The sequence below is a fragment of the Vreelandella sp. H-I2 genome (assembly GCF_052959335.1).
Window position 1 is genome coordinate 310,317 of record NZ_JBRAMC010000003.1, and the last position, 26,987, is coordinate 337,303.

28 protein-coding genes are annotated in these 26,987 nt (G+C 53.5%); 11 read left to right on the plus strand and 17 right to left on the minus strand.

Annotated features, from left to right (window positions below; translation table 11 throughout):
* Window positions 1-174 precede the first annotated feature (174 nt).
* Window positions 175-843 carry a two-component system response regulator NarL gene (gene narL, locus ACUVOF_RS09375; RefSeq protein WP_447044103.1) on the minus strand — a complete coding sequence of 223 codons (669 nt, stop codon included), beginning with the start codon at window positions 841-843 and terminating at the stop codon, window positions 175-177.
* A complete protein-coding gene (locus ACUVOF_RS09380; RefSeq protein WP_447044104.1) occupies window positions 843-2,735 on the minus strand; it encodes a type IV pili methyl-accepting chemotaxis transducer N-terminal domain-containing protein in 1,893 nt (630 codons plus the stop codon). Before ACUVOF_RS09380 ends, narL begins: the two co-directional genes overlap by 1 nt.
* Window positions 2,736-2,911: 176 nt before the next feature.
* Between ACUVOF_RS09380 and ACUVOF_RS09385 the strand changes: the two genes are divergently transcribed.
* From ACUVOF_RS09385 to ACUVOF_RS09395, 3 genes are all read left to right on the plus strand, one after another.
* Entirely contained in the window at window positions 2,912-3,547 is a 636-nt protein-coding gene (locus tag ACUVOF_RS09385; protein ID WP_447044105.1) for a hypothetical protein, read from the plus strand.
* A 74-nt stretch (window positions 3,548-3,621) separates the two neighbouring features.
* The gene (locus ACUVOF_RS09390; protein WP_447044106.1) at window positions 3,622-4,014 is read left to right on the plus strand and encodes a ribonucleotide reductase subunit alpha; all 393 of its coding nucleotides are present in this window, start codon (window positions 3,622-3,624) and stop codon (window positions 4,012-4,014) included.
* A gap of 13 nt (window positions 4,015-4,027) precedes the next feature.
* Window positions 4,028-4,414 carry a SirB2 family protein gene (locus ACUVOF_RS09395; protein ID WP_447044107.1) on the plus strand — a complete coding sequence of 129 codons (387 nt, stop codon included), beginning with the start codon at window positions 4,028-4,030 and terminating at the stop codon, window positions 4,412-4,414.
* Between the two features lie 34 nt (window positions 4,415-4,448).
* Here ACUVOF_RS09395 and ACUVOF_RS09400 read toward each other — a convergent pair whose 3' ends face one another.
* From ACUVOF_RS09400 to ACUVOF_RS09440, 9 genes are all read right to left on the minus strand, one after another.
* Window positions 4,449-4,973 carry a nitrous oxide reductase accessory protein NosL gene (locus ACUVOF_RS09400; RefSeq protein WP_447044108.1) on the minus strand — a complete coding sequence of 175 codons (525 nt, stop codon included), beginning with the start codon at window positions 4,971-4,973 and terminating at the stop codon, window positions 4,449-4,451.
* 22 nt (window positions 4,974-4,995) lie between these two features.
* On the minus strand, window positions 4,996-5,820 hold the full coding sequence (locus ACUVOF_RS09405; protein ID WP_447044109.1) for an ABC transporter permease: 825 nt from the start codon (window positions 5,818-5,820) through the stop codon (window positions 4,996-4,998).
* Window positions 5,817-6,749, minus strand: a complete 933-nt coding sequence (locus tag ACUVOF_RS09410) for an ABC transporter ATP-binding protein (protein WP_447044110.1) — start codon at window positions 6,747-6,749, stop codon at window positions 5,817-5,819. The genes ACUVOF_RS09405 and ACUVOF_RS09410 overlap by 4 nt, the downstream gene beginning before the upstream one ends.
* Window positions 6,746-8,044: a nitrous oxide reductase family maturation protein NosD gene (locus ACUVOF_RS09415; RefSeq protein WP_447044111.1), complete on the minus strand. Its 1,299-nt coding sequence runs from the start codon at window positions 8,042-8,044 to the stop codon at window positions 6,746-6,748. The genes ACUVOF_RS09410 and ACUVOF_RS09415 overlap by 4 nt, the downstream gene beginning before the upstream one ends.
* 69 nt (window positions 8,045-8,113) lie before the next feature.
* Window positions 8,114-9,991 (minus strand): TAT-dependent nitrous-oxide reductase, encoded by a 1,878-nt coding sequence (gene nosZ / locus ACUVOF_RS09420; RefSeq protein WP_447044112.1) that lies wholly within the window; start codon window positions 9,989-9,991, stop codon window positions 8,114-8,116.
* A gap of 4 nt (window positions 9,992-9,995) precedes the next feature.
* The gene (nosR, locus tag ACUVOF_RS09425; RefSeq protein ID WP_447044113.1) at window positions 9,996-12,137 is read right to left on the minus strand and encodes a transcriptional regulator NosR; all 2,142 of its coding nucleotides are present in this window, start codon (window positions 12,135-12,137) and stop codon (window positions 9,996-9,998) included.
* 27 nt (window positions 12,138-12,164) lie between these two features.
* On the minus strand, window positions 12,165-12,467 hold the full coding sequence (locus tag ACUVOF_RS09430) for a c-type cytochrome (protein ID WP_447044114.1): 303 nt from the start codon (window positions 12,465-12,467) through the stop codon (window positions 12,165-12,167).
* 311 nt (window positions 12,468-12,778) lie between these two features.
* A complete protein-coding gene (locus ACUVOF_RS09435) occupies window positions 12,779-13,129 on the minus strand; it encodes a DUF488 domain-containing protein (protein ID WP_447044115.1) in 351 nt (116 codons plus the stop codon).
* A 69-nt stretch (window positions 13,130-13,198) separates the two neighbouring features.
* Window positions 13,199-13,765 carry a Yip1 family protein gene (locus ACUVOF_RS09440; RefSeq protein ID WP_447044116.1) on the minus strand — a complete coding sequence of 189 codons (567 nt, stop codon included), beginning with the start codon at window positions 13,763-13,765 and terminating at the stop codon, window positions 13,199-13,201.
* Window positions 13,766-14,062: 297 nt separating this feature from the next.
* Between ACUVOF_RS09440 and ACUVOF_RS09445 the strand changes: the two genes are divergently transcribed.
* Complete coding sequence (locus tag ACUVOF_RS09445) at window positions 14,063-15,229, plus strand: cytochrome P450 (protein ID WP_447044117.1); 1,167 nt, start codon at window positions 14,063-14,065, stop codon at window positions 15,227-15,229.
* A gap of 28 nt (window positions 15,230-15,257) precedes the next feature.
* On the opposite strand, the gene ACUVOF_RS09450 is transcribed toward ACUVOF_RS09445, so the two are convergent.
* Complete coding sequence (locus ACUVOF_RS09450; protein WP_447044118.1) at window positions 15,258-16,421, minus strand: NnrS family protein; 1,164 nt, start codon at window positions 16,419-16,421, stop codon at window positions 15,258-15,260.
* A 745-nt stretch (window positions 16,422-17,166) separates the two neighbouring features.
* Here ACUVOF_RS09450 and ACUVOF_RS09455 point away from each other — a divergent pair.
* The 5 genes from ACUVOF_RS09455 (at window position 17,167) to ACUVOF_RS09475 (ending at window position 22,106) form a co-directional block, all read left to right on the plus strand.
* The gene (locus tag ACUVOF_RS09455) at window positions 17,167-17,619 is read left to right on the plus strand and encodes a c-type cytochrome (RefSeq protein WP_447044119.1); all 453 of its coding nucleotides are present in this window, start codon (window positions 17,167-17,169) and stop codon (window positions 17,617-17,619) included.
* Between the two features lie 37 nt (window positions 17,620-17,656).
* Complete coding sequence (locus ACUVOF_RS09460) at window positions 17,657-19,012, plus strand: cbb3-type cytochrome c oxidase subunit I (protein WP_447044120.1); 1,356 nt, start codon at window positions 17,657-17,659, stop codon at window positions 19,010-19,012.
* Window positions 19,013-19,101: 89 nt separating this feature from the next.
* Complete coding sequence (locus ACUVOF_RS09465) at window positions 19,102-19,914, plus strand: AAA family ATPase (RefSeq protein WP_447044121.1); 813 nt, start codon at window positions 19,102-19,104, stop codon at window positions 19,912-19,914.
* 9 nt (window positions 19,915-19,923) lie between these two features.
* Complete coding sequence (locus ACUVOF_RS09470; protein ID WP_447044122.1) at window positions 19,924-21,864, plus strand: VWA domain-containing protein; 1,941 nt, start codon at window positions 19,924-19,926, stop codon at window positions 21,862-21,864.
* Between the two features lie 11 nt (window positions 21,865-21,875).
* Entirely contained in the window at window positions 21,876-22,106 is a 231-nt protein-coding gene (locus tag ACUVOF_RS09475) for a hypothetical protein (protein WP_447044123.1), read from the plus strand.
* A 16-nt stretch (window positions 22,107-22,122) separates the two neighbouring features.
* Here the strand turns inward: ACUVOF_RS09475 and ACUVOF_RS09480 are convergent, their stop codons facing one another.
* On the minus strand, window positions 22,123-22,425 hold the full coding sequence (locus ACUVOF_RS09480; RefSeq protein WP_447044124.1) for a cytochrome C oxidase subunit IV family protein: 303 nt from the start codon (window positions 22,423-22,425) through the stop codon (window positions 22,123-22,125).
* Between the two features lie 17 nt (window positions 22,426-22,442).
* Entirely contained in the window at window positions 22,443-23,009 is a 567-nt protein-coding gene (locus ACUVOF_RS09485) for a cytochrome c oxidase subunit 3 family protein (protein ID WP_447044125.1), read from the minus strand.
* A 206-nt stretch (window positions 23,010-23,215) separates the two neighbouring features.
* Between ACUVOF_RS09485 and ubiT the strand changes: the two genes are divergently transcribed.
* Window positions 23,216-23,713 (plus strand): ubiquinone anaerobic biosynthesis accessory factor UbiT, encoded by a 498-nt coding sequence (gene ubiT, locus ACUVOF_RS09490; protein ID WP_447044126.1) that lies wholly within the window; start codon window positions 23,216-23,218, stop codon window positions 23,711-23,713.
* 200 nt (window positions 23,714-23,913) lie between these two features.
* Here ubiT and ACUVOF_RS09495 read toward each other — a convergent pair whose 3' ends face one another.
* Complete coding sequence (locus ACUVOF_RS09495) at window positions 23,914-24,375, minus strand: hypothetical protein (protein WP_447044127.1); 462 nt, start codon at window positions 24,373-24,375, stop codon at window positions 23,914-23,916.
* Between the two features lie 230 nt (window positions 24,376-24,605).
* Here ACUVOF_RS09495 and ACUVOF_RS09500 point away from each other — a divergent pair, with 230 nt between their 5' ends.
* On the plus strand, window positions 24,606-25,817 hold the full coding sequence (locus ACUVOF_RS09500; protein WP_447044128.1) for an NnrS family protein: 1,212 nt from the start codon (window positions 24,606-24,608) through the stop codon (window positions 25,815-25,817).
* 67 nt (window positions 25,818-25,884) lie between these two features.
* Here ACUVOF_RS09500 and ACUVOF_RS09505 read toward each other — a convergent pair whose 3' ends face one another.
* Window positions 25,885-26,367: a DUF4870 family protein gene (locus tag ACUVOF_RS09505; RefSeq protein WP_447044129.1), complete on the minus strand. Its 483-nt coding sequence runs from the start codon at window positions 26,365-26,367 to the stop codon at window positions 25,885-25,887.
* A gap of 145 nt (window positions 26,368-26,512) precedes the next feature.
* A complete protein-coding gene (locus ACUVOF_RS09510) occupies window positions 26,513-26,959 on the minus strand; it encodes an Rrf2 family transcriptional regulator (RefSeq protein ID WP_447044130.1) in 447 nt (148 codons plus the stop codon).
* Window positions 26,960-26,987 lie beyond the last annotated feature (28 nt).

Sequence of the window (26,987 nt, forward strand, 5' to 3'; positions counted from 1 at the left end):
AAACGAATAGAGAAACCGGGTGAAAAAGCTCAGAATTCAGCGACATACCTCTAGAGAGGTAGTCGCTGAAAAGTTAAATATGATTGATTTTAATGGCAAAAAAGACGGACAGAGGCATGTCGAAGTAGCACAAAGGTGATCAAGAAATTTTTGGAGGTAACCACACAGAGCTGGCTAGCGGTCGAGACCCTCTTGCACTGCCCAGACAGCGGCTTCGACTCGCGAGCGTAGGTTGAGTTTTTTGAGAAGATGCTTGACGTGTACCTTAACCGTGCCTTCAGTAATATCCAGCTTGCGTGCAATGAGCTTGTTGGAAAGACCTCCGGCAAGTTGTTGCAGGATTTCGCGTTCGCGTTGCGTCAGGCTGTGGATGTCAGGGGTGGTGGGCGCGCTGCGCTGATTGCGCAAAGCTTCGGCCAGGAGGGCGGTCAGACTTTCGCTGATGACCATGCGCCCCAGGGCAGCCTGACGGAGCTGGCGAACCATGTCTTCGGGCTCCATATCCTTCAGCAGGTAACCATCGGCGCCGGTGCGCAGCGCCGCGACTACATCCTCCTCGTGGTCGGACACAGTGAACATCACCACGCGTCCGCTGTAATCGGCTTCCCGTAGACGACGCAGCGCTTCTAATCCATTGACGTCCGGCATATTTAAATCAAGCAGTACCAGATCGGGCTCTAGCTTGAGGGCTAACGCAATGCCTTCTTCAGGATTGCCCGTCTCGCCAACCAATTCCAGGTCGTCTTCTAGCTCAAGCAGCTGTGCCACACCGCGCCGTAACAGTGGATGATCATCGATGATCAGCAGGCTGGCAGGTGTATCGTTGGCGGTGGTTAATGTCATTACGAGGTCCCTGTACCTAAATGAGAGTCAGCCGCCTGAGTAGGCTGCTGCTGGATTAAGCGAGCGGTTAATGGGGTAAAGACAATCTCAACACAAGCCCCCCCCGTGGGGCGGTTAGCGATGCTCAGCTCCCCGTTCAGGGTTGTGGCTCGGTCGCGAATGATGACCAAGCCGTAGTGCATCGGTGGCGAGCTATCGTCTTCCAAACCGATGCCGTCATCCTCAATACGCACCAATAGACGTGCATCAGCGAAACGTACTGTGACGGCTGCCCAGTGAGCCCGGGCGTGCTTATGGGTATTGGCCAACGCTTCACGAATGATCTGCAGCACGTGAATTTCTTCATTGGGATTCAATAGATAAGGCGGCACATCGTAATCAAGCTCTACCGGCGCCCCCATGCGCTGGGCAAACTCATCGACGGTTTGGCGCAAGGCGAATTGCAGCCCGGGCCCATCGAGCTTGAGCCGGAAAGTGGTGAGCAGTTCGCGCAGTTGGCGATAGGCGCTGTTCAAGCCGTTACGTAGCTCATCGAATACCGCCGCTTGGGCTTCCCGTGTTGCCTCCTTCTGCTGCATCCGTTCCAGCCGGGCCACCTGCATCTTGAGGTAAGATAATGACTGAGCCAGGGAGTCGTGCAACTCACGCGCAATAATGGTTCGTTCATTGATCAACGTGACATGCTGCTGCTCTTCGATGCGCCGCTGTAAGTATACGGCTGTGGCCAACTGGTCGGCTAGAATAGTCAGCAGCCGACGGGTGCTATCGTTGAGTCGCTCTTGCGGATACCACACTTCTAAGGTGCCTAGCAGCTTATCGCCAACGCTGATAGGTAACAATAAGCATTGCGACTGCTTGGTGGCGACCAGCTCCAGGGGGCGGGGATCGATCAGACAGGCATGGCAATCCTGATCGCGACAATACTCGGGCCGGGTACGCGAGTGGGTTTCCAGGACCGCCATTTCCCGTTGGTCGAAAGGGTCGTTCAGTGATAGTCGTATCGGCCCGATATCCAACAGCTTTTCCAGTTCGCGTAGCATGGGCGCTGCGCTTGAGCAGAGGTCGTTACCACCACCATAGAGTGAACGACTGGCATCATGCATGACTCGCAACGCCTGATTACTACGTTCAAGCTCCTCTTTTTTACGCGACACTTTGTCTTCCAGCGCAGCATAGCTAGAAGCCAACTCAGCAGACATATTGTTGAAGGTGTGGCCTAACAGGGCCAGCTCGTCGCTGCCACGAAGCTGTGAACGTGGCTTGAAGTTACGCTGTGCCGCCTCCCGGGCAAGTACCATGAGCTGGCGTAAGGGCACCACCAGATTGTGGCGAACATCGTAAAGCGCAATCAATACCATGATGGCGACCAGTACCAAGAAGAGCACTTGCATCATGCCCAGTAGGCGTACCTTGGCCTCAGTGCTCTGCTCTAGAAAGGTGACCAGGGTTTCGATGTCGCTAACCATCGCAACGATCATCACTTCGAGCGTATCAAGGTCCAATTCTTCAGAGGGTGAACTCTCCAACGCCGGACGTAGCGTAAATTGCCAGTAGGTGTGAATTTTCTCAAGTTGGCGTCGCCGCTCGTGACGATCATCAGCGGGAATGCTTTGTTCCAGGGTGGCGCCATGCAAACGCTGATCGAAACGGGTGATAAGTTCTTCAAGTTGCTCCTCGCTCGTCGCCTGCGGGGCATATTGTATGCGCTGCAAGGCGCCCATGATTTGATAGGCGTTCATGCGTAACGAACCGGCAACGTTAATGGCTGCGGCATCGCCACGTGTACCGTTGGACATGGTCATTGTGAGGAGAATGCTAATCAGGGCCATGCCGCTAATGGCTAGCAGCGAGGCTATAATACGAGCCACTAGGGAACGTTGAAGCAATTTCATGGCGATTCCGATAGCGCGTAAGAGGGAAGAGAGAGTGTCATTGTCTGCATCTTGATACGAGAGCTATTCCTTTATGGTTAGCCGGACTACCTCCAATGTTTTTTGACCTACAGCCAGGGTTTACCGACAATTCTGACATGACTTCCGATGTCTTCATACCCTCGTTGGGAAACGCCATGTCTTCGTCCATTCCGCCTCCGATGTTGGAGACATCCATTGAGCCGATAAATGGCTATCAGCATTTGGTCGCTATGCTGTTGGTGCCGTTGGCTAGCGCTCTGGCGGTGGCTAGCTGGACGCTCTACGCCTTGCTCGCGATTCATCCCGTCTATGGGATATTGCCATCGGCTAGTGGAACCCTGTTGGCTTGGCCAGCATGGCGCTTGGCCCGACGAGGTAATACTTGTAGCTTCATGCAATGGTGGCTGCTGGGGCTAGCGCTGGCCTTGGGCTGGTTCGGAGTGGCGAGCCAGCCGTGGGAATTTATGTTGATCGGTGCCGGCCTCGGTGTGGGTGGCGCCGTCATTGCCACCGGTATCGCTCACGCCGAAGGCTGGATGCCCGGTTGCCAGAAGCGCCTCCTGGCGGGGCTTTGCCTGGCTTTGCTAGCAGGGGTGGGGTTTTCCTTGCGAATGGAACCTTTGGTGGTCCAAGCGTATGGTTGGCGTGCTGCGCCGTTAAGTCTGTTAATTCCCCTGGCCATGGTGATGCTACTGTTATGGCTTTTCGTCGAGGCGCCCGCACGCATGAAAGTGGTTAGTGGCAAAACTCAGAATGCCGCTGGCACTGGTATGACGCCACCTGCTGAGTAACGGCAGACATCTCCTTACCCACATATTCATTAACCACGTATTCATTAACCAAAGTAACGATAAGGCCTCTTTCCATGACGATTGCGACGTTTGCCGATTTACTGCAAGAAGCTAGCAAACAAGTTAAGCCCCAGCGCCTGCTATTTGTGTTTGTGCGCGCAGAACTTCCCGATTTCCCCGATGACGAACAGCGCCGCCGCTTCGAGCAAGGAGAGGGTGGCGTATTGGTCCCGGTGATTTGTGTAGACAAACCATTAGATGAGCTGAGCAGCATGGCGGCCTTGGTCGAGGAGTCACGCCGTACCGAAATTGAATGGGATCTGGTGTTCGCTGCGGCAATGGACGACACGAAAGATGACGCTGAAATCGAGCGCCAACTCCAGCGCATCATGGAATCGTTACAAATGGGTAATATCACCTCGTTCATCGCTTTCGATCGTCACGGCGATGCGGTTAACGTTGGCTAGAGGTGGCTATGTTATGGAATACTATTTTCTTATCAAACAATTACATATGACCGCTGCAGCGCTGAGTATCACGCTTTTTGTGCTTCGCGCTTGGTGGTCAGTGCGGGAAAGTCCCCGTCTCAACGCACGTTGGGTGAAGGTATTGCCCCATATCATCGATACGGCGCTATTGGGATTAGGGGTAACCCTGATGCTGCTACTTTCCGTTTGGCCCTGGCAGCTTCCTTGGCTTGGCGCCAAACTGTTGGCGCTGCTGGCCTATATCGGTATCGGCACCATCGCGATTAAGCGCGGTTCAACGCCGCGGACGCGTGCCATCGCCGCGGTAGTGGCGGTTGCCGTCTTCGCTTATATGGTTGGGGCTGCCGTTCGTCACAGCCCCCTTTCCTGGCTGGCCTGAGCAGGCGCAGCCACTTTTCTTCTTTATTCTCGCTCTAGTGCCCGGTATGCCCGTTCGCTTCCCCACGCCCCAACTGAGCGAGTAATGCGAGGTCGATATCATCGTAGGCGATTACTCTACCGCCGTGGAGTTCGATGAATTTTGCGGCAAGCTCACGGCTCGAAAAGGGGGCTAAGGTATGTCCCATGCTGCCGCGCTGTTCATGCTCAATGACATACCAGGCGTCTTGCGCGAGGATGAAGGCGTCGTTCTCAGGGGCCGCCCAGGGCGTTACACCTATATCGTGCACGTAGGCGTGACGCAATTGAGTTTGGTTCTCGGGCTGCTGGAGGAAAACGAACATCTCCAGCGTGGAGCAGAATTTGCGCGCATCGCTATGATTCTCCATAAACGCTTGGCCCTTGGGGCCTTCAAATTCGTTGATAAACATGCCGCAGACATGGCAAATGTCTTCGTCGGTAATAGGCTGGGGTGGCGCCGCATCAGCGCTGTCGGCGGCATTGTTGCAGCCGACAAGCAGTAGCGAAACCAGAGCGATGATGGGCAGCAGAGCGGGCATAATAGTTCCTAAGTAACGGTAGTTAGGCGGGATGATGGTGGAAACGACGCATGGCTAATAGCAGGGGCGCCACGACCCAAGCCAACATAGCGAGGGGTGGCCAGGTGGGATGAAATGCACCCTGCCGGGCGATAGCGGAGATCCCGTTTTCAAGTTGGGTGGCGTCGAAGCCCGCTAGGTTGATCAAGCGAAAACTGTCGGTCGGGTTCAGTAGCATCAAATAGGGGAGCCAGTCGCCCCCTTGCTTGATTCCCACCAGTAGCGCGAGCAGCACCAGGTCGAATACCAGCACGAACAGAAACCATACCCCCAGCGCCAGCCCAGCAGCCCGGGCTTTCTCACTGACCGTCACGCTGATCAGGTAGGCGAAAGCCAAAAACACCCAACCCAACAGCACGCTACTGGCAATTAATCGCGCCAGGCCAGCGCTTAGCTCGAAAAGCGGAACGCCTTCAGCGCCAAAAGCAATCACAATTCCAGCGATACCGAAGCCGAGCAGTGTGGCGACGGCAAGAATCATCCCATGACCAAAAAACTTGCCAAATAATAGCGCCGAACGGCTTAAGGGGTAGGTGAGCAGCAGCAGCAAGGTGCCAGCCTCTTGCTCGCCGACAACAGCGTCGTAAGCCAACATTAGCGCGATCAGAGGAATCAGGAAAACTGCCAGGGTGGAGAGGCTGACCAGGGTGGTGGCCAATGACGTAAACCCAAGACCACCGCTTGCAGCAGCACCGACGTAGGCTATGCCCATTGCCAGAACGGCAAGTATCACGGTGATCGCGAGTACCCAGCGATTACGCAGGCCATCCTTGAACTCTTTGGCGGCAACGATAAACATAGACTTCATGCGCTGACTCCTGAATCCAGGGAAGCGGGACGAGTGGAAAAATGCGTATAGAGATGTTCAAGGGTGGGCGGTGATAGCTCGATATCCTCAATACCCGGCATGGCGGTTAACTGGCGTAGTACCCGCATCTTATCCTCTGCAGGTACGTTAACCTCCACACTGCGCTCGTTGAGAGGAATCGGCTCAAGCTGCATATCGGCCCAGAGCTGGGGCTGTTTTTCCAGCAAGGCGCCGTGAATACGAAACGTCAGCGGTAGCTTTGCGTCCGCCCGGAGTTGATTAAGGCTACCCAAAGCAAGGCGATGGCCCTTGCCCAGGATCAACGCACGGTCGATATAGGGTTCGATACCGGGCAGCACATGGGAAGACAGCAGCACGGTACAGCCGCTGTCTCGCAGCGCTTTCACAGCTTGGTAGAAGTCGCGGGTGGCGGCAGGGTCAAGGCCGGTAGTGGGCTCATCAAGCAGCAGTAAACGCGGTGATCCGAGTAAAGCCTGTGCCAGGCCTAGGCGTTGGCGCATGCCTTTAGAGTAGGTTTTAACGCGACGATCAGCGGCCTCGACCAGGCCGACACGTTCAAGCAGCACCACTACCTGGTGCCGGTCGGCTTGCTTTAGACGTACAAAATAGGTGAGCACTTCGCGCCCGGTAAGCTGTTCGTAGAAGGTGACGTTTTCGGGCAGGTAGCCTAACTGACACCGAAGGCGTTCGGCGTGGGGCCCGTCCGGCGCACCACCGAGTACGTCAACGCGACCTGAACTAGGCGAAATTAAACCTAGAATCAGTTTCATTATCGTCGTTTTGCCGGCACCGTTATGGCCGAGCAGAGCCAACATTTCGCCTTTCTCGATGGTAAGGTCCATTTCAGCCAGGCGTACTAGTGCCCCGTGCCGCTTGGTGGCACGATGCAGTTCTATCACCGGGTTCATAGGGCTTTTCCTTCTCGGCTGGGCTCGCTCATCAATGGCGAGCTGTCCTTGACCCCCGGAGGGCGAAATACTGGAAACTGGCGTTGTACCCAGCGCAATGCCAGTACTGCGGGGCTTTGCATCAGCAGGCGTGCAGTGGGATAGCGCCAAAGCAAATGGTCCATGGCATCATTCGGTTCATGGGCGGTGTCGCCGATGCCGTCGTCGTCCAGGTCCCATCCCAGGTAGTCGCTCCAGTAGTTACCGGACCAATCCTGCTCGCGGTTAGCAACGTACATAACTTGCTGTTTGTTGGCGACAAAGGCGTTGCCCGACAGCAGGTTGTCTTCCGAGCCAGCAGTAAGGTGGATACCAATATCGCTGTCCGCAAAACGGTTATTCTCGATGCGGTTGAACTGCGAGTTGTAAACGAACAGCGCTTTGCCGTCGCCGCCGCTAAGGCGGCCTTGCCCATCGGCATTCAGGGGCTGGGTGATGCCTTCGATATGGTTATTATTCACAATGGAGTCAGTGATGTTGTTCATCAGAATGCCGTAATTTTCATCATTCACAGAGCGGTTATCGATTACCTTGAGGCGTTTGGATTGCATCAAGGCATAGCCGGTCCGCGTTCGGCGAGTTAGATTGCTTTCTAAATGATTGTCAAAGGAGTACATGTAGTGAACGCCGTAGCGAAGGTCATGCAGGGTATTACCACGTAGCAGGCTATGGTAGCTGCTGTCGAGGTAAATGCCGTCGCGTGTCTGGCTGACGTCGTTGTTTTCGATGCTAGCCCTTTTGACATTGAATAAATGGATACCGTTGCCGCGATCTTGAGAGCGCAGGTTGGTATCGCCACGAATGGTGTTGTCTACCACACTCACATCATTGACGGAGTCGAGCCAAATGCCGAAGCCAGGCCCGGTTAGCCGATTATGACGAATGGTACTGCTATGTGCCGAAGGCTCGACGAAAATAGCCGCGTTCAGCTCGGTCAAATTATCCCCCCAGCCTTCAATGTGAACGCCTTCGAGAATAATGTTGGGTGCCGATAGTACGACTGCGTGGCCACCGCCTCCCGCATCGAGTATGGCTTGCGGTTCACCCAGGACATGCAGTGTACGGTCGAGAACTACCTGTCCTGGGTAGTGTCCCGCCGGAAGCAACAAACGGTCTCCGTTGTCGGCTTGGTCGATCAAAGGTTGCAACGGCTCGCCTGGCGTGGCGTGCCAGTCGGCGGCATAAACCCCGACCGGTAGCCACGCCATCCATACCAGAGGGAGTAGGCGACCGAAGAAGCCGAGGTGTCGTTTCATGGTGTTCTCCAGCAGCGGGCCGGGCGTGTCGGCCCGCATTGTGGCTATACTCTCAGCGCCACTTGAACGTTAGGCCGGCTCAACCAGCATTCGGCCGGTCATTTCCATGTGCATGGCATGGCAGAACCAGGAGCAGTAGTACCAGTGCACTCCGGCTCGGTCAGCGGTGAAGGTGACGCTTGAGGTCTGCTGCGGGCTAATCTCCATGGAGACCCCATGGTTAACCATGACGAAGCCGTGGGTCAGATCTTCAACCTGATCAAGGTTGGTGATTACCACCGTGACTTCGTCACCCTGCTTGACCTTGAATTCGGTTAGGCCGAACTGTGGCGCAATAGACGTCATGTAAACCCGTACTTTATTGCCGTCGCGTATTACCTTGCTCTCGCCTTCAAGATTGACACCATCGGCTGCCGCCATGGCGACCGTTTCGGCAAAAAAGGGGTCGTCACGCCGCCATACCCGGCTAGGGCTGAGCTGGTCGGCACGCATTAAGATACAGTCGTGAGGCTCGGCAAAGGTGGGGCCGTCATGCACTAGCTTCATTTCTTCCCCGGAGATATCGATCAACTGGTCGTTTTCAGGGTGCAATGGGCCTACCGGCAGGAAGCGATCCTTTGAAAATTTCGATAGCACGACCAGCCATTGGCCGTCGGCATCCCGGGATTCGGTGAGACTGGCGTGGTTGTGGCCCGGTTGGTAGTGGACATCGAGTTTCTGGCGTAAGTAATTCACTTCCTCGCCGTTATAAGCGCGAATGGCATCTTCAATGTTCCACTTGGCGACTTGGCTATCGATGAATAGGGTGGTGTAGGCGTTGCCCCGGCCATCGTAAGTCGTATGAAGCGGACCCAAGCCCAATTCTGGTTCACCGACAATGGTATCGCGCGGTTCAATACGGTCATTGAACAGTTCCGGTAATTTGTCGATGGCAATGATGGAACAGGTCGGTGATAGCTTACCGTTAGCAATAAAATACTTGCCGTCAGGGGTCGTATTCAGGCCGTGTGGGTTCTTGGGAACCGGGATGTAGCGCGTCAACTGTGATCCTTTGCGACCGTCGAGTACCGGCACGCTTGAATCGCCCAGGGTCTTGTAGCTACCACCCGCTACTGCCGCTTCGATTGCCTCGACATCAAACACGACGACCCAGTCACGCTCATTGCGCATGGTCTCGGTCAGGGTCATGCCCTTTTCCGAGTTGTAACAGGTAGAGGCGACAAAACGCCCTGTGTAGTCAGCGTCGGTGTTGTCGAGATTGCCATCGACAATTACCTGCCAGGCGACTTCCATGCTCTCGGCATCGATAGCATTGAACATGGTGAAGTAGTTCTCCGGCGTCTCCATGTCACGACCATCGTTGACCTGGGGAATCGGCAACTCCGCATTGGCGAAGACATACTTGGTATAGGGTACTTTTTGTAAGCGCAAGCCGTGAATCGCTTGAACGTTAGGCACCGAAGTGATTTTGTCCGTCTTCATGATATCAAGACGAATGCGCGCGACCCGGGTATTGGCCTTGTCGTTAATGAAAAGATACTTGCCGTCGTAACTGCCATCGGTCATCGAGACATGCGGGTGGTGGCAGTCGCCGTTGAGAAAACGCGCCGAGTCTCCCATGATGTGCTTAGATTCGTTGGTGATCCCCCAGCCAGTAGCGCTGTCGATATTGAATACCGGAATACGCATCAATTCTCGCATCGAAGGAACGCCTAATACGCGGACTTCCCCTTGATGGCCGCCGCTCCAGAAACCGTAGTACTCATCAAGCTCACCGGGTGCGACTTCGACCCCGTTGGCGGCTGCCGCTTGGACTTGTCGGCTGTTGAGCAGGGCGCCCGCACCAAAACCGCTGGCTAAGCCCGCTCCGGCTACACCCGTTACTGCGCTGTTGCGCAGGAAGTGGCGACGGCCTAGGTTCTCAATTTCTTTCTTCTTATCACTCATAGGTTCACTCCTCCTGGAGAGTGGGTATTCGCTGCAGTTTGCTATGTCCGGCACTGCCGGGGTCATGCGTCTCGACACCACCTCGACCACCGACCAAACCGGCCGCCTTCTCGTAGCGTTTGCGACGCTTGATCATCGGCGGGCAGCGCCGATCATCGTGGTAGGTGATTTGGCAATCGAGACAGTAATGGCACTCGTTGGCGTTGATGCGCCCATCGGGGTGAATGGCACCCACTTCGCATTCGTTGGCACAGATCTGGCAGGGTGTGCCACAGCTGCCGCGATGTCGTTTCAACCAGTCAAACAGGCGTAGGCGTGATGGAATCGCTAATCCGGCGCCTAACGGGCATAGATAGCGGCAATAGAATTTATGGTTAAAGGCGGAAATAGCCACCAGGCCCAAGGCATAAAGAACGAAGGCCCAGTCACGCTGAAAACGCAGTGTGATCGCGGTTTTGAAGGGTTCCACTTCGGCGTAGTGTTCGGCAGTACCGAGTGAATGTAAGGAAATGGCGAACAGGGCCAACAGAATGATGTACTTGATCGCCCATAGGCGCTCATGAAGGCCGAAGGGCACCTCTATCTGCTTTACTTTAAGTTTGCGTGCGATCTGGTTGACCAAGTCCTGTAAGGCACCGAACGGGCATAACCAGCCACAGAATACGCCGCGGCCCCATAACAGCAGGCTGACGGCCACAAACGACCAGAGAATAAATAGCATCGGGTCGATCAGGAATGAAGACCAACTGAATCCGCTGATCAGTGAATTGGTAAAGGTTAGGATATTGACGACTGATAACTGGGCCAGCGAGTACCAGCCGATAAAGATCAAGGTATAGATTTTGAATCCCAGCCGCAGGGGATTTAGCAGGCGAGGGCGACGCGCCAACACATCTTGGAACAACATGATGCCGGTGAGTACTAATAAGCCAGCCGCTAATACAGCGATCTGGAACACTTTGTCACGCCATACCTGCACCCAAATGGGTTCCTCTACCAATGGCTCGGGCCGCTCAATATAGGCCTCAGGGACACTGTAATCGGCAGTAAAACGACTGAATTCGGTATCTAAGGGGCCTGAGGCGCGCCGCACTAATAACTCTAGTTGCCAAGGCTGGCCGGGGTCGAAGCCCGCTTCCTCGCGGACGATAAAGATATCGCGCTCAGCCATGGCAGGCGCTTCTTCAAGGGCCAGGTGCCCCAGTCGAATATGGTCGCTATCATGAAAGCTGACTCGGGTGCTGCCTTGGGAAAGCTCGATCCGATCGAAAATGCCGCCGCGAACGTAACCCGAACCTTTGAAGGAGTAGTCGCCTCGCCCCATAACAGCAATAGCGTGCTCGTTGTCCACCAGCTCAGCCATCAACTGGTCATAGCTAGCATCGCCTAGCAGGTTGCGACCAGCGGTAGGCGGGTTGAGGTAGGTATAGAACAATTCGATAAAGGTCTTGTCGGCGGGTTGTGGGGTTCGCAAGTAATTTTCGGCGGGCGTGCCCACAAAGCTTTCGTCGACCTCACCATGGGTTAGGTGTAGGCGGCGTATCGTGCCGTTACCGGTGAGTTCGCTCCAGTCAGCGGGGGCGAAAACGTCATCCAGAACCCTCGCTGGCGGTGCCAGCGATAGGTCGGCGATCAGCTGTTGCTCGGCGGCCACTTTTCTGGCACTACGCATGATAGTGTCGCTAACCACGATGACTGTCACGGTTGCACCGGAGATAGCGTCAAGATTGTCACCAACCCTGAGCCTGTCATTAACGTGGGCCGCCATATGCTCGTCAGCGAAGCTCTCTAGCTTCGTTTCCGGAATGCCCACCAACATGATGGGCTCTGCATGGCTGAGTACGTCGGCCTGGACAATGCGACCTTCCAGATCAATTCCCACCAGCATGTTGACCGGCTTTCCCGAGTAGGCGGGAATTGGCGCAATATCCAGGCTTTCATAGGCATAGCCGAGCAGTTCATCGTTCCCGGCGATTACCCGGCTTACCGGCCACTGGGAGTTCGCATTTTCAAGGTGCTCAGCAGTGGGGAATCCAGCTTTTACCTGCTCCAACTCAATAGCCTGGACGGGTAGCGCCATGGTCAGGAACAGTAACAGGCCAATCCAGACGCTGGTGAGATGGAGCGGGTAAGCCACACGGGACATTACGATTTCCTTTTGGGGCGAGAAGTTTTACAGCACGGGTTCGAGCAGGTAATCGACCGCTGTTTTTACTTCGTCGTCACTCAAGGCTAACTGGCCGCCTTTAGGAGGCATGGCCTGGAAACCGTTGATGGCGTGGTCGTATAGGGTGTCCATTCCTTTTTCCACGCGTGCCTCCCAGTGTTCGGCATTGCCGCGGATGGGAGCACCTGCGGCGCCCGTCATGTGGCAAGCCATGCATGCCTGGTTATAAGTAGCTTCGCCATCTGCATGAGCGGTAACCGAAATAGAAGCAACAACGCCTAGCAATATTATGGACGCGAGGGTTTTCATTGAAGTATTCCTTATGCATCTTTTGAGTTGAATTTACCAATTCGGCAACGTGATTTATCGAGGTATATGAGTTCCTGGGTACTGATTTCTCAGTACGAGAAAATGTATGAAGTTCACTTTAAAGAAATAAGGGGGAAATAATGTTGATCTGGATCAATTTTGATGCCGCGTACCACTATAGAGCGCTGGCTTACCCCTAAATAGGTAAGCGATGAGGGCGCTGGTAGCAGGCGTTCATATCGTTATTCGTATGCTGGGCAAAGCACCACGTCGCAGGAGGCGCGGTGCTGATTATGACTGGTGGAGGCTAATTATTTCAGCATTTTCAGATATTGGCGCAGCACTTCTGCATTGTTATGGCGTTCCTCCTTGGAGGCGTAAACCAGGGTAACCCTTTCTTTTTGGGCACGCAGTGCCAAGTCGTGAAGTTCCTCGCGGTGCGCGGTTAATTCCTTCATGTAGCGTTGACGGAAGTCCCCCCACCCGAGCGAGCCGTCATGGAAGGCTTTACGAAGGTCGCTGCTGGGGGCGATCTCCCTACGCCATTCATCGATTTTGGCCTCTTCCTTGGATACTCCACGCGGCCAGATTCCGTCGATTAGGACACGATAACCATCCTGGTTGTGAGGTGAGTCGTAGGCACGTTTCAATTCGATACTCATCGTTACCTCGTTAGTCACTGGGTTGCCTTCTAAACCTAGCTAGTTAGTAGCCCACGTTCTACCTGGACCTTAGTAAGCCCAGACAATAGCCATCAGCAGACCCCATGCCAGCACCCCAGCGGCCATGATGGTGTAAGTAACGGACATCGTGGTGACATCATTCGATGAGCGTTCACATAGTGCCTGCAGCCCGTGGTAGACCAAACTACAAGAGATGCCTAGTGCCGCCAATACTGCCAAGGCATTGAATAGTAGGCTGGGAATAAGCAAGGCGATTGCTGCGGTCCATAATGGCAACGGTGCCAGGGCCGCCACCAAATAGGCGTCGTGGTAGCTGATCGAGAGTTCGCAATCGCTATTGACCACCGCCTGAATTAGCCAGCCCATAATGAAGAAGGTGAGCAGCTCGGCCAGGAATAAAATGGTGGTGATGAAACGCCACTGCCGGTCAGCGAAGCCCGGAGCGAAGATATCCCCGTAGTGTGTACCCGCATAATAGAGCATCAACGGGGGAACTAACGACATGGGCAACACCACGCACCAAGCCAGCGTGGCAATCGAGAGTTTGCGCTGTTTAAGCTCTTTCCAGCCCACTAAGGGGGTGAAGGGCAATTTGATGATGGTTAAGGGAGTCATTATCGAGCCTCGCATGCAATGGTGGCCGTGGCTGGTTTTAAAATATCATGTTATGATATTAACTTTAGGATTAAGCCTTATTTGACCTCCTGTCAAGAAAAAGATTTGTTTTACCCCCGTTATAAAGAGCTCCCCGCATTACTGGTGGCTGAAGGTGTTCGTGCTAGCCATTAATGAAGGGTTGATGTGAGTCAATGTAAATTTAGCCTAGGTTTGGTGATATAGACCTTTGTTCCCATTTTCACGCGTGAGGCTTATGTCACCTTCCAGGCAACTCTTACTTTTAAAGGAGATATCATGAGCGGTACGATTCAGCAGGACTGGGATCCGCGCGCCGAGAGCGTTCTAAATGACCAGATATCAGCTTATGACGAAATGCGCGGGCGGTGTCCGGTGGCCTTCAGTGACTATCTGCAGTGGTCGATCTTCCAGCACGAAGACGTAATGCGTGTGCTCAATGATCATGAGGCTTTCAGCAACGCGGCAAGCCGCCACCTGTCGGTGCCTAATGCCATGGATCCTCCTGAGCATACCCAGTTTCGCCAACTCATTGAGCCCTACTTCGGCGCTGATGCCATGAGTGAGTTCGCACCTCGATGCCGGGCCATCGCTGAGGCAGTCGTGAACCGTTTGCCTGCCGACGGTGAGGTGGAGGCAATGGCTGAGATGGGGCAGGACTTTGCCCTGGAGATCCAGTGTGCCTTCATGGGGTGGCCGACTCGCCTTCACGAGCCGCTGCGTGCTTGGGTAAAGCGACAACAGGATGCCACCTTGGCTGGCGACCGCCAGGTGTTGGGCGAGCTGGCGCTGGAATTTGACAGCGTGATTCGCGAGCAATTGGAAAGCCGTCGGGCGCTAGGCGATGCCGCCCCGGACGACGTAACCACACGGATCATGAAAGAGACAGTGGAAAGGCGTCCGCTGAGCGACGAGGAGATCGTTAGCATCCTGCGCAATTGGACGGTAGGTGAGCTCGGCACTATCTCGGCGAGCATAGGCATCCTAATGAATTACTTAGCGCTCCACCCCGAGCTGCAGGCTCGCCTGCGCGTCGAGCCATCATTACTATCAGCAGCCATCGATGAGATCCTGCGTCTCGACGCGCCGCTGATGTCGAACCGTCGAATCACCACACGCCCGGTGGAGATCGGTGGCCGGCATATTGAGGCCGGTGAGCGTTTGACCCTTCTGTGGGGTTCGGCTAACCGTGACGAGGCGGTGTTTGGCAACCCTGAAGAGGTGCAGCTGGATCGTAACCCGAAGGATAACCTGCTTTACGGTGCTGGTATTCATGTCTGCCCAGGCGCCCCACTGGCACGCATGGAGCTGGAGTTCTTTATGGAGGCATTGCTAGGCGCAGCTGTTGAACTGGCTCCAATAGCCGAGTGTCCTGCGGTACGGGCCCTCTATCCTGCTGGTGGGTATTCGGAAGTACCGTTAAAAGTACTCCGCCAGCCAGCTTAAAAAAGCTGAATGCTTTATTGGAGTCGTATCATTTCACTGATGGGCGCGCTGCTGGCAGTCGACCAATCCAGTACCACAGCCGTCCGGCCACCAGCAGCCAAGCAAGACTCCAGACCAGTGCCGCGGCCCATAACATCACAAGCCAAGCTCCGCCGGCTTCCAGCGCCAACAGGCGCAAGGCTGCTGCCGTGGAAAACAGCGCCACCAGGGGGAGCAGAGACCATTCGTGCTCAGGCTGCGCCTTGGCGCGCAGAATCGCTTGGCGCAGCATCACTGTGCTGGCCAAAGTACCCAGAGCGCCAACGGTAAAGGCATGCAGCGATGCGCTATCTTGGCCTGACATCCACCAAGTGTGCGCCATTAACAGAAGACCCACGCCCAGCCAGGCATAGCCTGCCATGAGTGCCAGTAAATCTGGTCGCTCGCGACATTGGTTCGGCCTCCAGCGGTAAATCCGAAGCAATATTAGCATTCCAGCAGCCAGTGCCAGCATGGCTGCCAGAGGCTGCAGCTGCGGCCACAGCATCAGGAAGGGGGCAGTCCCCAATAATAAAATCAATGCTGCCTCAATACGCGTTTGTACGCCGACTCCCGACAGACGATGGCGCCGCATCAGGTAGCTATTGACCGCAGGAGCTATAATGCGTCCGCCCATAAACGTCATCAACAGTACCAGCCACAGCACGCTTTGGTGTATCAGGGGGCGCACAATCGACATGTCACCCAGGTAGCGCCAGATGAGGGTTACTACGCCGAGCAGGCATATTAAGCCCAGTAATGGCGAGAGGATGCGGTTGCGCCATTTTTTGGCGGCCATAAAACGCGGTACTAATAAATAGGCGACCCACACAGCAAAGAGGACATCGGCCAGCGTGGCGACATGCATTAATGGCGCTGCCATCACCCCTAAGCGGCCCAACACCCATAAAGAGACTAACCCCGCAAGCCGTCGGCGTGACAGCGGGCCCAGCAAATACCCAGCGATCAAAGAAAGTGCAAAGCCGAAGATCAGCTCACGGGCATGTCCTGTCGGAGACGCAAGCTGCAGCAGCAGGTCAAATTGATAATAAAATGACAGCAGTGAGAGCGGCACCATAAGGGCCGCGTGCAATGCTGTCAGCGGGAAAAACCAGTGCCAAGCCGGGAGCCGGTGTCCCTGAACAGGACGCGATCTCGCTTTATTTTTTAACATTCTTATAAACTACTAGTTAAGTGACCGGCTGCCAATTGAGAGAAGCGCGTACCTACTCGGATACCATATCTCGGTTATAGCTTACTACGCATTTCGCTTTGCACTCCTCTATCTCGGCCGGGCATCGTTTGGCGCAGTGCTGGTATCTCACCCTCCCGTGCGTAAAGTGTGGGATTGTGGCCGTAACAGGAGGTAAAAGGTGCATGCCGACGCCCTTGGGTTACCTCACGCCCGGTTGTTCTTGAGAACATCACATTGTCTTCTCAATCACGTTTACGTCAGTAGGCTAAAAGCATGAGGCCTCGTTTTGACAGGACTCAATATATAGTTCATTTACCAATATGAGGAAGCAACGACATGGCTTTTCGACAGGTAAAGAATTTGCTCGAATGGATTGATGATTTCCATCATCGGCTGTCTGATCAGTACACTATTAAGCCACTCCGCTGCCGGTATGTGGACTTTTATCCAACCTTTAACTCACTGAAATGTATAAAAATTGGAACATAACGTGCTGCAGAGAAGGTATCAGCTATTGATGTCGTGAAGCTAGACTGTGCAAGTATCGTGAATTAAAGCCTTGTTTTATAAAAATATATTTTGAATCTTGTAAAAAATTGATCTGTGACAATGTTAGAGGGTTTTTTTCTGCTAATATAAAGTTGTAAATGAAATACATCTTAAAAAAGAATGCCTTCGGCTGCTAAGCCTGAGGCCGGACAAGACTCGCAAGGGAGTATGGCTTATGGCTGAGGGACTGACTAAATCGGCGGCCCGCAATATTTTCTATGGGGGATCGCTGTTCTTCTTTCTGGTATTTACTGCGCTAACGGCTCACACCCACTGGTACATGGTCAATGTCTCCACAGATAGCGAAGGACTTACCGATTCCGTAAAGCATGGCAAAGAAGTGTGGGAAAAGAATATGTGCATCAACTGCCATAGCATCATGGGGGAAGGCGCTTACTTTGCTCCTGAGCTGGGTAACGTCTGGGAACGTTATGGCGGTCACGAAAACCCTGATGCCGCCCGTGCGGGAATTAACGCCTGGATCCGTGCTCAGCCTTTGGGAATTGAGGGGCGACGTCAAATGCCGTCTTACGACTTTAGCGAAGAAGAGATGAACTCGCTTATCGATTTCCTCGAATGGACCGATAGCATTGATGATCAAGATTGGCCCCCACATCCCGCTGGCTGATACGCCCAGCCAGGGATGAATCAAGGAGAACCGTACAATGAAATATGAAACCCAGAAGGTCGCTTTACCCTTCTTCATGGTGGCCATGGCGCTATTTACGCTGCAAATTGTCTTCGGGCTGCTGGCCGCCACCGTCTATGCTTGGCCCAACTTCATGACCGAAGTGATGCCCTTTAATATTATGCGTGTCAGTCATACTAATCTGTTGATTGTTTGGTTGTTGATCGGCTTTATGGGCTGTACCTATTATTTGATGCCGGAAGAGGCCGAGCGGGAAATCCATAGCCCTAATTTGGCTTATATTCAATTGGCGATTTTTGCTTTCGCTGGAGCCGCCGCACTGGTCGGTTATCAATTCGGTATCCACGAAGGACGTGAGTTTTTGGAACAGCCGTTCTGGGTGAAGGTGCTGATCACCATTTCATTTCTAATGTTCCTGTTCAATACCAGCATGACATTGCACAAAGGGCGCAGGACCGCCATCAACTTAGTATTGATGCTGGGGCTTTGGCTGGCGGCGGTATTTTGGTTATTTGCCTTCTACAACCCAACCAACCTGGCGGTGGATAAGCTCTATTGGTGGTGGGTGGTGCACCTGTGGGTAGAGGGGGTATGGGAATTGATCATGGCCTCCTTGCTGGGTTACCTGTTGATCAAGATGACCGGTGTTGACCGCGAAGTGATTGAAAAATGGTTGTACATCATCGTCGGTCTGGCATTATTTTCGGGCCTGCTGGGCACTGGGCACCACTACTACTGGATCGGTGCGCCGGGCTATTGGCAACCGCTCAGCAGTGTTTTCTCCACGCTAGAGGTAGCTCCCTTCTTTGCGATGGTGGTCTTCGCCTTTACGATGTTCTGGAAAGGCAGCCGCAACCATCCCAATAAAGCCGCCATGCTGTGGACCCTAGGCTGCCCAACCATTGCCTTCTTCGGTGCTGGCGTGTGGGGCTTTATGCATACACTCTCGTTCGTGAATTACTACAGCCATGGCACCCAGGTCACCGCTGCTCATGGCCACCTGGCTTTTTATGGCGCTTACGTCATGCTGATTCTCGGGGTGATTACCTACGCGATGCCGCAGATTCGTCGCGTACAGCCTTACAATCAGATATTGAACATGTGGGGCTTCTGGATCGTCACCAGCGCGATGTGCTTTATGACGTTTACTCTCACTTTTGCTGGGGTAGTACAGACTCACCTGCAGCGTGTGCTCGGCATGAATTACATGGAAGTGCAACAACAGCTTGAGCTCTTCTATATTATGCGTTTGGGTGCAGGCTTAGCGGTAGCCGTGGGGGCAGGCATGCTGATTTATGCTTTCTTCGGTCCCGCTCGGGAGCAGGTGCCGGCAGGCGGCACACAGATGACGACTGGGGCAGGCCAAGTCTAATCAAAAACGGCCCTTCGGGGCCGTTTTAACTTCCCCTTTTATTTCCCGCTTTACTTCCCTTTTTTATTTTCCGGCTATGGAGTGTCCCCATGCCTGTTTCTTCCGTCGCTGATCAAGTTAAAAAGCGTGAATTACCTTTCTATGAAAGTGTTGGTAACGAATGTGCCATGTTTGAGCACGCTTTTCACCAGCGTTTGCCTCTTTTGCTCAAAGGCCCCACGGGTTGTGGTAAGACACGCTTTGTTAGCCATATGGCGGCCAAACTGGGACGTCCGCTATTCACTGTTTCATGCCACGACGACTTAACTTCTGCTGATCTTACTGGCAGGTACCTGTTGCAGGGCGGCGAGACTCGCTGGGTCGATGGCCCTCTTACCCGTGCGGTGCGCGAAGGAGGCATTTGTTATCTCGATGAAGTGGTTGAAGCACGCAAAGATGTCACCGTGGTGCTCCATCCGCTCACTGACGATCGTCGTCTATTGCCCTTGGAGCGTACCGGAGAGCTGCTCGAAGCACCGGATGACTTCATGCTAGTGGTGTCTTATAACCCCGGTTATCAGCATATCCTTAAGTCACTTAAACCCAGCACGCGTCAGCGTTTCCTGGCTATGTCATTTGATTTTCCACCGCCTAAGGTCGAACGCGATATCGTCGCACGCGAGAGCGGGCTACCGGGCGATCAATGCGCCGCGCTGGTCAATCTTGCCGCAAGCCTGCGCGCCATGAAGGGGCAGGATTTAGAAGAGGGTGTTTCCACTCGCTTATTAGTTTATTGCGCGACACTTATCGCCGCTGGGATGCCTATCATGGTGGCTGCACGAGCTACTTTAGTGGAGCCGCTTAGCGATGATGCAGATGTACAGGAAGGGCTGATGGAAGCCATTCAAGCTACCTTTGGTTGAGGGCTTTTTATGCTTGATTTTCTAGAAGTCGAAGAGTTCGTCGGGCGTCATTGGCACCGCTGGGCTTCTGTTGCAGCAAGCTATCCCGACCATCCTGACGCTGCGGTGCAGCTCGAAACGCTGCGTCCCATGCTTGGTGTCTTCTTTCGCGCGAGCGGCGGCGAGGCGGGGATTGATGTTTCCGCTATTGCAGGGCGTAGTTCGTCACATCGCTTATCCTTACGCCAACGCCTTGGTTTTGATGAAGAGGTGCTTGATCAAGCCCGTCGTGACGAGGAGCGCTTGTTGCTACCGCCACGTATTGCGTTGTTCTCCGACGCTGCCTTGAATCGTGATCTCTACCTTTGGTTGGTGGCTTACCTGGCCGGGGCTCAGCTTATCTCCCAGGTTGAAGATCCACTCCAGAATGACCTGCTTCAGTTACGTGAAGCGAACCGAGCAACCCGGGCTGCACTTGCGCATTTTCCGGGGATAGGGTCACGCCATGCCAAATTATGTGCGGAATTGCTGGCTGTCCGGCCGCAACGCAGGCGATTGCCGCCTATGGAGGCCGCACTGGAGACGGTATTGTGTGCTCTGCTTGGCGGCCCGGTACCGAATCAGGGCTGGGCTAGCGATATGTACCGTGCCGTTGATGACGAAACAGTCGCCCTAAGCGATTTCCATGCGCCTCGTGGATACAGGCCGCCGTTGCCAGTTCCATTATGGGGGCATGCAGTGACCCTGGGTACCAATAAAGAAGCTCGAACCGAGCAAGAAGACGATGAAGCGCCGGTTGCTGGCAAAGATTCGTCCGAAGATGAACACGGCAAGCGAAAGGCTGATCGACGTGAGCAGGATCAGGCCGACCGTGATGACCCCTTGATGCTGAACGCTTCCGAAAAAATGCTTTCCTGGGCGGAGATGGTCAACCTCAATCGCGATATAGATGATGACGATGACGAGGCCAAACAAGCTGCTGATCAAATCGACGAGATTGTGCTCAGCGCCAATCTTAAGAAGGCTGCATCCAAATTAAAGCTTGACCTTGACCTGGTGCCCGATGAAGTCAGCGGCGGAAAGCTGCAGGGCCGTCATACCTACCCTGAATGGAACCATCGCAAACAAGTGTATATGCCGGACCATTGTGTGGTTCTTAGCGATGTGCAGAGTGAAGAAGGGGAGAATTGGCAGCCGGATGAAACGACTCGTCGGCGTATTCGGCGCGTCCGGCGCGAATTCGAAGCGCTTAGGCCGCGTCGTGAGACGATACGGGGCCAATTGGATGGCAGTGAGTTGGATATGGACGCGGTGATACGATCACGTTGCGATCTCGCCGCTACCGGCGAGGCTAGTGACCGTCTCTATCAAGCAAGCCGAACCCAGGCGAGGGATTTGGCGGTGTCAATCCTGGTCGATGTATCGCTCTCAACCGAGGCTTGGTTGGAGGATCGACGTGTGTTGGATGTGGCTAAAGAGGCACTGTTGGTATTAGGCCATGGCCTCGCTGGCTGTGGCGATGAGTATGCCATTCACAGTTTTACCTCACGCCGTCGTCACCGAGTATGGGTCAATACGCTAAAGAGCTTCGACGAGCCTATGGGCGAACGTGTATCACGGCGCATTGCAGCGCTTAAACCAGGCCACTATACGCGTATGGGGCCCGCTATCCGGCATCTTTCCAAGGAGCTTGCCAAGCGGCCCAATCGCCATCGATTACTGTTACTGCTCACCGACGGAAAGCCAAACGATACCGACTACTATGAAGGACGTTACGGTATTGAAGATACGCGTAAAGCAGTGCTTGAGGCACGGCGGGAAGAAGTTAAGGTGTTCGGCGTGACCATTGATCGCGAGGCGGGGCGCTATATCCCTCATCTGTTCGGGCGGGGTGGTTACGCCATTGTGCAACGACCGGAGCATCTTTCCTTGGCACTACCGGGAATCTATCGTCAGATCATTGCTACCTAAGGAGGTTTCCTATGTCTCGTTTGCGGATCGTACTAGCGATAGGCCTGTGGTCTTTGGCTGCATTGGCAATAGTTGTACCGCTGGTATGGCTTATCAATAACCGTGACTGGGGGGTAGGGCTGATGCTGTTAGTGCCCTTCGTCGTTTATGGCTTAATGCGCTTGGGTCGATTGCTGGAGGCTTGGGCGAATGCGGCAACTCGCCCCCATGATATGCCAGGCTCCGATTCTACGCTGCGCTAATTCTATCCTGCCAGGGCTAACCCACTAGCTTAAAGCGGCCGGCCAAATAGCCTGCTGCAATCAATGTTAGCGTTAGTAGCGTCAGGGCAATGAAAATGCCTTTCCAGGCAGGCGTAGCAGCGCGCAAATTAAGATAGACCATTAGTACACGGTGGGCTTTGAAACCGGTTGCCACTAATACCAGAGCAACTGACCATAGGGGAAGTGCCTGCCAATCACCGGTTTGGTCTAACCGGGCTGAAACCATGGAAACGCCGGTCAATACCATTAGCATGGCCCAAGTAATGAGTAGGCGTCGTGTGCCGGGTAGTGCTGTCATCGTTACCTCTTTTACTATCATCTAAGTAGATAGATCAGCGGATAAAGCAGGATCCAAATAAGATCAACCATATGCCAGAAAGCTGCTGCCGTTTCCACGTTCTCGGTGGAAGTCCGCCAGCTCACCAAACCCAGCAGCAACAACCCGAACACCACATGGGCGAAGTGAAAAGCGGTCAATCCATAATAAAAACCAAAAAAGGCATTCGTTTCTGGCGTTAGTCCAGCACTAAACTTACTCGTATATTCAAAAACCTTGATCACACAGAATAGTGTACCTAGCAGTATCGCGGCACCTAACCACTGTCGGCTGCGCTGTCGTCGTTCGGCGCTTATTGCCTCAACGGCAAAGGCCACGAAGAGTCCACTGGTCAATAGCACCAGGGTGTTGAGGCCGCCCAATACCGGATCAAGCTGCTGTTGTGAGGCATTGAATAGCGCGGGGTCAAGGGCGCGTTGACCGGCGTAGAGCGCAAAAAAAGCAGTAAAAACCAACATTTCGCTCAGAATCAAGACCCACATTAATGGGTTGCCGGGCAGTGCTGATAGGGGCCCCCATCCAGGGTTGGGCAGTTCGCGATTCATTAATTCTCCACGCTGGTAGCACTGGCCGGGTTTCACATGGATCTCGGGCTGAAAAATATCAATCTATTAAGTTGTATATTATATACATGTTAATATCGAATCAATATTTTGTCTCCTTGATATATGTCAGTACGAAGCGCCATCGCTGCGCTTAGCATATGTTGGATGAAATTTGCCCCTGTTACCTTTACCTTGGAGAGTTCGTCATGCCGCTGCCACCTTTTCCTGTTTCTCTGCCGTCTGCTGCATTGCCTCTTTCTGCTACGCCTAGTCGCTTTATTCGTCTTGTAGACCCTCGGGTTCCTTTTGTTTTAAAACAACACTTAGTCGAACCCATGCTCAACCGTACTTTTGCCACACCTCTCAAGGAGGGCGAATTCGATGCTTTAGAAGGGCGGCGTATCACTCTGGTTATCGACGATTTAGGAGTGACGCTAAGCCTGACACTAGAGGCTAGGCGCTTAATATTATGTTCTGAAGAGGGCGAGGCGACCATTCGAGGCGGTTGGCGTGAATTTCTGTGCCTTGCTACGCGCCGTGAGGATCCCGATAGCCTTTTTTTTCAGCGTCGCTTAATAATCGAAGGGGACACCGAGCTGGGATTGACGCTAAAGAATCTATTGGATGGTTGCGAAGAAGGCCTTGCCCAGGGGCGTTTGGGTGAACTATTACTCGGGCTAGAAAGCCTGACGAGGAGAAAGTAATTTGAACACACCCAGCAGCCATGGCATTTAATCGCCAGCTCCGGCATAAGCGCCGAAGCCAGCCATTATTAAGATGTACCGAGTACGCGTTGGGTAGAAGTGTTCGTTACGATGCACCTATGGCAATAAGGACTTAATGATTTTCTAGGTGCATCAATGAGAGCCAGTATTCGTACAAATGACACCAAGTAAACCCTAGGTCATTCAAAGGTGGCACAAACGGGCGCTTGGTCTTCCGGAGTAAGTTGTACTACCTCATTCATATTGTCGCTGATTTCGGCGAAGGCAAAACGCCATTGGTGATCAACATTAATCGGATCACACACCCCTTCGCTGCCGTTACTCTCACCAAAATTAGAATCTATCCAATAATGAACGTCATAGAGCTTTCCTGCTTCAAGTATGTCCGAAAACTGAAAAACGAAGGCAGGCTCCTCGGTCCCTGAAATAGTCGCTGACTGCTTGGCCACCACTTCGTTGGCATGGACATCCACAATGGCGGCGTGAACACTATTACCTTGATGTGGGATCAAAAAGGTGCCATCGCCTTGAAATGTCAGGTCATAGCTTTCATTTGCCTGCGCTTGTGGGACGGCGAGGCATAAAGGAAGTAGTAGCCAAGTTGCAGCAACTGGACGAGTCATAAAAGATGGAATAGGCATAGGTTACCTCGCTAGTTAAAATTAAATTAAGGGATGTGAACAAACACTTTTTTCTTCTGTATTAGGCTCGATTCCCAGCTCGTGGCCGGTGGCAACTTTGAAAAGTGCCTGCCATTGGTAAGAGTCTAGCTTACTCAAGGCTTAAAGATGCATTATTGATACTTGTCATGGTTTTTGTTATCGGCTTGCCGCACAATGCCTTTTTATGTAAATCAGCGGGGTATTAAGCAATGTCGGTCATCACCTCCTCTCAACCTGCAGCAAAGCTTAGGCATCTACCGTTGATGCGTCTGGCTTTTCGTCCATTCTTTCTGCTGGCCGCGTTGTTCAGTGTTATATCTCTGTTGGTGTGGTTAGCGTTTTGGCACGGCAATATTTTGCTACGCCCATACGGCGGCTTGGTTTTTTGGCATCAACATGAAATGTTGTTTGGTTTTGCTGCAGCAGTGGTGGCAGGCTTCCTGCTCACCGCAGTACGCAATTGGACCGGGTTGCCAAGCTTGAACGGCGGACCACTACTGGGGTTAGTGGTGTTATGGCTGCTGGGTAGGGTGCTGATGGCCTTTCCCATGGCTTTACCGAGCTGGCTACTGCTAGTGGTTGACGTTGCGTTTTTGCCGGTGGTCGCTACTGTAATGGCGCGCCTGGTCATTACCGCGAAGCGTTGGCGCAACTTGATCTTTATTCCTGTATTAGCGCTGTTTGCGATTGCTAATCTCGCCATGCACCTCGGGGTTATGAACGGCGATGCCGAGTTGATTCGCCAAGCTGCCTACCTAGCCGTGCTGTTGATTACCCTGATGATGACAGTGGTTGGGGGCAGGGTGATTGCCATGTTTACCGCGAACCGGTTGGGGCGTGCCAAGCCTGCGCCTATCCCAGTACTTGAAGCCATTACTCTGGCTGCTACGGCCAGCGTAGTGCTACTGCAGCTGGCCATAATGCTGGGAATCATGATTTCGCCTGCATTGTTGGGGGGAATGATGGTCTTGGCGGCGTTGGCTAATATTATTCGCATGGTGCGCTGGGGTGGGTTACATAGTTGGCGCGAACCGTTGCTTTGGGGGCTGCACGGTAGTTACGCTTGTATTCCTTTGGGATTACTTATGTGGGCATTGGCACTCATGGGATTGATGCGCGCCGAGCTAGCCGTGCATGCACTGACTATTGGAGGGATCGGCACTATGATGCTGGCAATGATGGCTAGGGTTTCGCTAGGTCATACCGGGCGACCCATCCGCACCTTACCGGGAATAGGCGTGGCGCTGGGATTGATGCTGATAGCTGCATTGGTACGCTCACCCGTCTTGGTATTGTTTCCTCAGATCACCCATTGGACTTACACTTTGAGCATCATCTTCTGGTGCTTAGCCTATGCCATATTCCTAGTGCACTACACATGGCCGTTAATGCAGGCGCGAGTCGACGGGCAAGATGGTTGAGTGATAGGCAAGGCAATAAAACAGCGGCCCAATGTAAGTAGGGCCGCCCTAGTTAGCTAACAGTTAGTTAATGATCATTAAGCGTTACCCGAGCGCCACCGAAAGCAAGGCTGCGTGGATTAGCGACTGGGCGATTGTTGGTGAGATGGGTGATGCCCACCCCGCAACGGCCCACCATCCAGATCAGGCAGACAGTGAAATACACATAGCCTAGCGCCCAAGGTGCCATAGCGGGTAGCCCAAACCAGCCTAGTAGTTGCCAAATTACAGCAAACAATACCCCTCCTAGTAGACCTAGCCAGAAGGTTCGGATCTGAAACTGCAAATGGGAAGCTACCCACTCATCGGCGTTATTTTTCTTCATATGCGCGATGAGCACCCCGATGGGGGCTGTGATAACAGCCAATACGCTACCCAGGAAGAGCATATAAACGACGATAGCCGTACCTCGCCCGCGACTTTTCTTGAGAGGGTTGGGTGTGCCTACCTCGGTAGGTGGCTCTGGATGAGTAGTAGAAGGGGCTGACGTGGACGAAGGCAAGGTAGCCATAAATACCTCATTCGACAAATAGATGTGGTTAGTGATGCATTGTTAGCCATCAGTAAGCTGTTGCTAATTTTTTATTACAGTATGCTTTTAATACAGTGCGCTATAAAAGGCGTCCCAGTTGGAGCTAATCGACCATGAGCGAACATTAAACGCTTACGGCGGGGATACGCATTAGCCGCGCCAGTTGGGGTTGTTGGCTCCCTAATAAATCCGCCAACGTATAACCGTCGAGTACCCCCAGAAAAGCCGACAACGCATCGCTAAGGATCGATTGCAACTGGCAAGCAGATGTAATAATGCAAGCGTTGTTGCTTTGAAAACACTCGACTAGCTCCATGCCATGTTCCATCTCGCGTATGAGCTTACCCAGCACGATTGTGGCGGGGTCACGAGTTAGCAGTAGGCCGCCATTCTTGCCGCGGATAGCGGTAACGTAGTTTTTATGGCTAAGTTCCTGAACGACTTTCATCAAATGATTGCGTGAAACATTAAAGGTTTCGGCAATCTCATTAATGGTTGAACGCTCCTCTCGCTTGGCAGCAAGAAAGATCAACACACGTATCGAATAGTCGGTAAATCGGGTGAGATGCATGGAGATTCTACTGTTCCGAATGTGATGC

Coding starts and splice junctions, on each gene's coding strand:
- ACUVOF_RS09445 (WP_447044117.1), top strand. CDS start 14,063: ATGAGCGGTACGATTCAGCAGGACTGGGATCCGCGCGCCGAGAGCGTT.
- ACUVOF_RS09480 (WP_447044124.1), bottom strand. CDS start 22,425: ATGACAGCACTACCCGGCACACGACGCCTACTCATTACTTGGGCCATG.
- ACUVOF_RS09440 (WP_447044116.1), bottom strand. CDS start 13,765: ATGACTCCCTTAACCATCATCAAATTGCCCTTCACCCCCTTAGTGGGC.
- ACUVOF_RS09470 (WP_447044122.1), top strand. CDS start 19,924: ATGCTTGATTTTCTAGAAGTCGAAGAGTTCGTCGGGCGTCATTGGCAC.
- ACUVOF_RS09475 (WP_447044123.1), top strand. CDS start 21,876: ATGTCTCGTTTGCGGATCGTACTAGCGATAGGCCTGTGGTCTTTGGCT.
- nosZ (WP_447044112.1), bottom strand. CDS start 9,991: ATGAGTGATAAGAAGAAAGAAATTGAGAACCTAGGCCGTCGCCACTTC.
- ACUVOF_RS09505 (WP_447044129.1), bottom strand. CDS start 26,367: ATGGCTACCTTGCCTTCGTCCACGTCAGCCCCTTCTACTACTCATCCA.
- nosR (WP_447044113.1), bottom strand. CDS start 12,137: ATGTCCCGTGTGGCTTACCCGCTCCATCTCACCAGCGTCTGGATTGGC.
- ACUVOF_RS09435 (WP_447044115.1), bottom strand. CDS start 13,129: ATGAGTATCGAATTGAAACGTGCCTACGACTCACCTCACAACCAGGAT.
- ACUVOF_RS09465 (WP_447044121.1), top strand. CDS start 19,102: ATGCCTGTTTCTTCCGTCGCTGATCAAGTTAAAAAGCGTGAATTACCT.
- ACUVOF_RS09450 (WP_447044118.1), bottom strand. CDS start 16,421: ATGTTAAAAAATAAAGCGAGATCGCGTCCTGTTCAGGGACACCGGCTC.
- ACUVOF_RS09400 (WP_447044108.1), bottom strand. CDS start 4,973: ATGCCCGCTCTGCTGCCCATCATCGCTCTGGTTTCGCTACTGCTTGTC.
- ACUVOF_RS09415 (WP_447044111.1), bottom strand. CDS start 8,044: ATGAAACGACACCTCGGCTTCTTCGGTCGCCTACTCCCTCTGGTATGG.
- ubiT (WP_447044126.1), top strand. CDS start 23,216: ATGCCGCTGCCACCTTTTCCTGTTTCTCTGCCGTCTGCTGCATTGCCT.
- ACUVOF_RS09460 (WP_447044120.1), top strand. CDS start 17,657: ATGAAATATGAAACCCAGAAGGTCGCTTTACCCTTCTTCATGGTGGCC.
- ACUVOF_RS09395 (WP_447044107.1), top strand. CDS start 4,028: ATGGAATACTATTTTCTTATCAAACAATTACATATGACCGCTGCAGCG.
- ACUVOF_RS09495 (WP_447044127.1), bottom strand. CDS start 24,375: ATGCCTATTCCATCTTTTATGACTCGTCCAGTTGCTGCAACTTGGCTA.
- ACUVOF_RS09485 (WP_447044125.1), bottom strand. CDS start 23,009: ATGAATCGCGAACTGCCCAACCCTGGATGGGGGCCCCTATCAGCACTG.
- ACUVOF_RS09510 (WP_447044130.1), bottom strand. CDS start 26,959: ATGCATCTCACCCGATTTACCGACTATTCGATACGTGTGTTGATCTTT.
- ACUVOF_RS09430 (WP_447044114.1), bottom strand. CDS start 12,467: ATGAAAACCCTCGCGTCCATAATATTGCTAGGCGTTGTTGCTTCTATT.
- ACUVOF_RS09455 (WP_447044119.1), top strand. CDS start 17,167: ATGGCTGAGGGACTGACTAAATCGGCGGCCCGCAATATTTTCTATGGG.
- narL (WP_447044103.1), bottom strand. CDS start 843: ATGACATTAACCACCGCCAACGATACACCTGCCAGCCTGCTGATCATC.
- ACUVOF_RS09405 (WP_447044109.1), bottom strand. CDS start 5,820: ATGAAGTCTATGTTTATCGTTGCCGCCAAAGAGTTCAAGGATGGCCTG.
- ACUVOF_RS09500 (WP_447044128.1), top strand. CDS start 24,606: ATGTCGGTCATCACCTCCTCTCAACCTGCAGCAAAGCTTAGGCATCTA.
- ACUVOF_RS09390 (WP_447044106.1), top strand. CDS start 3,622: ATGACGATTGCGACGTTTGCCGATTTACTGCAAGAAGCTAGCAAACAA.
- ACUVOF_RS09380 (WP_447044104.1), bottom strand. CDS start 2,735: ATGAAATTGCTTCAACGTTCCCTAGTGGCTCGTATTATAGCCTCGCTG.
- ACUVOF_RS09410 (WP_447044110.1), bottom strand. CDS start 6,749: ATGAACCCGGTGATAGAACTGCATCGTGCCACCAAGCGGCACGGGGCA.
- ACUVOF_RS09385 (WP_447044105.1), top strand. CDS start 2,912: ATGTCTTCGTCCATTCCGCCTCCGATGTTGGAGACATCCATTGAGCCG.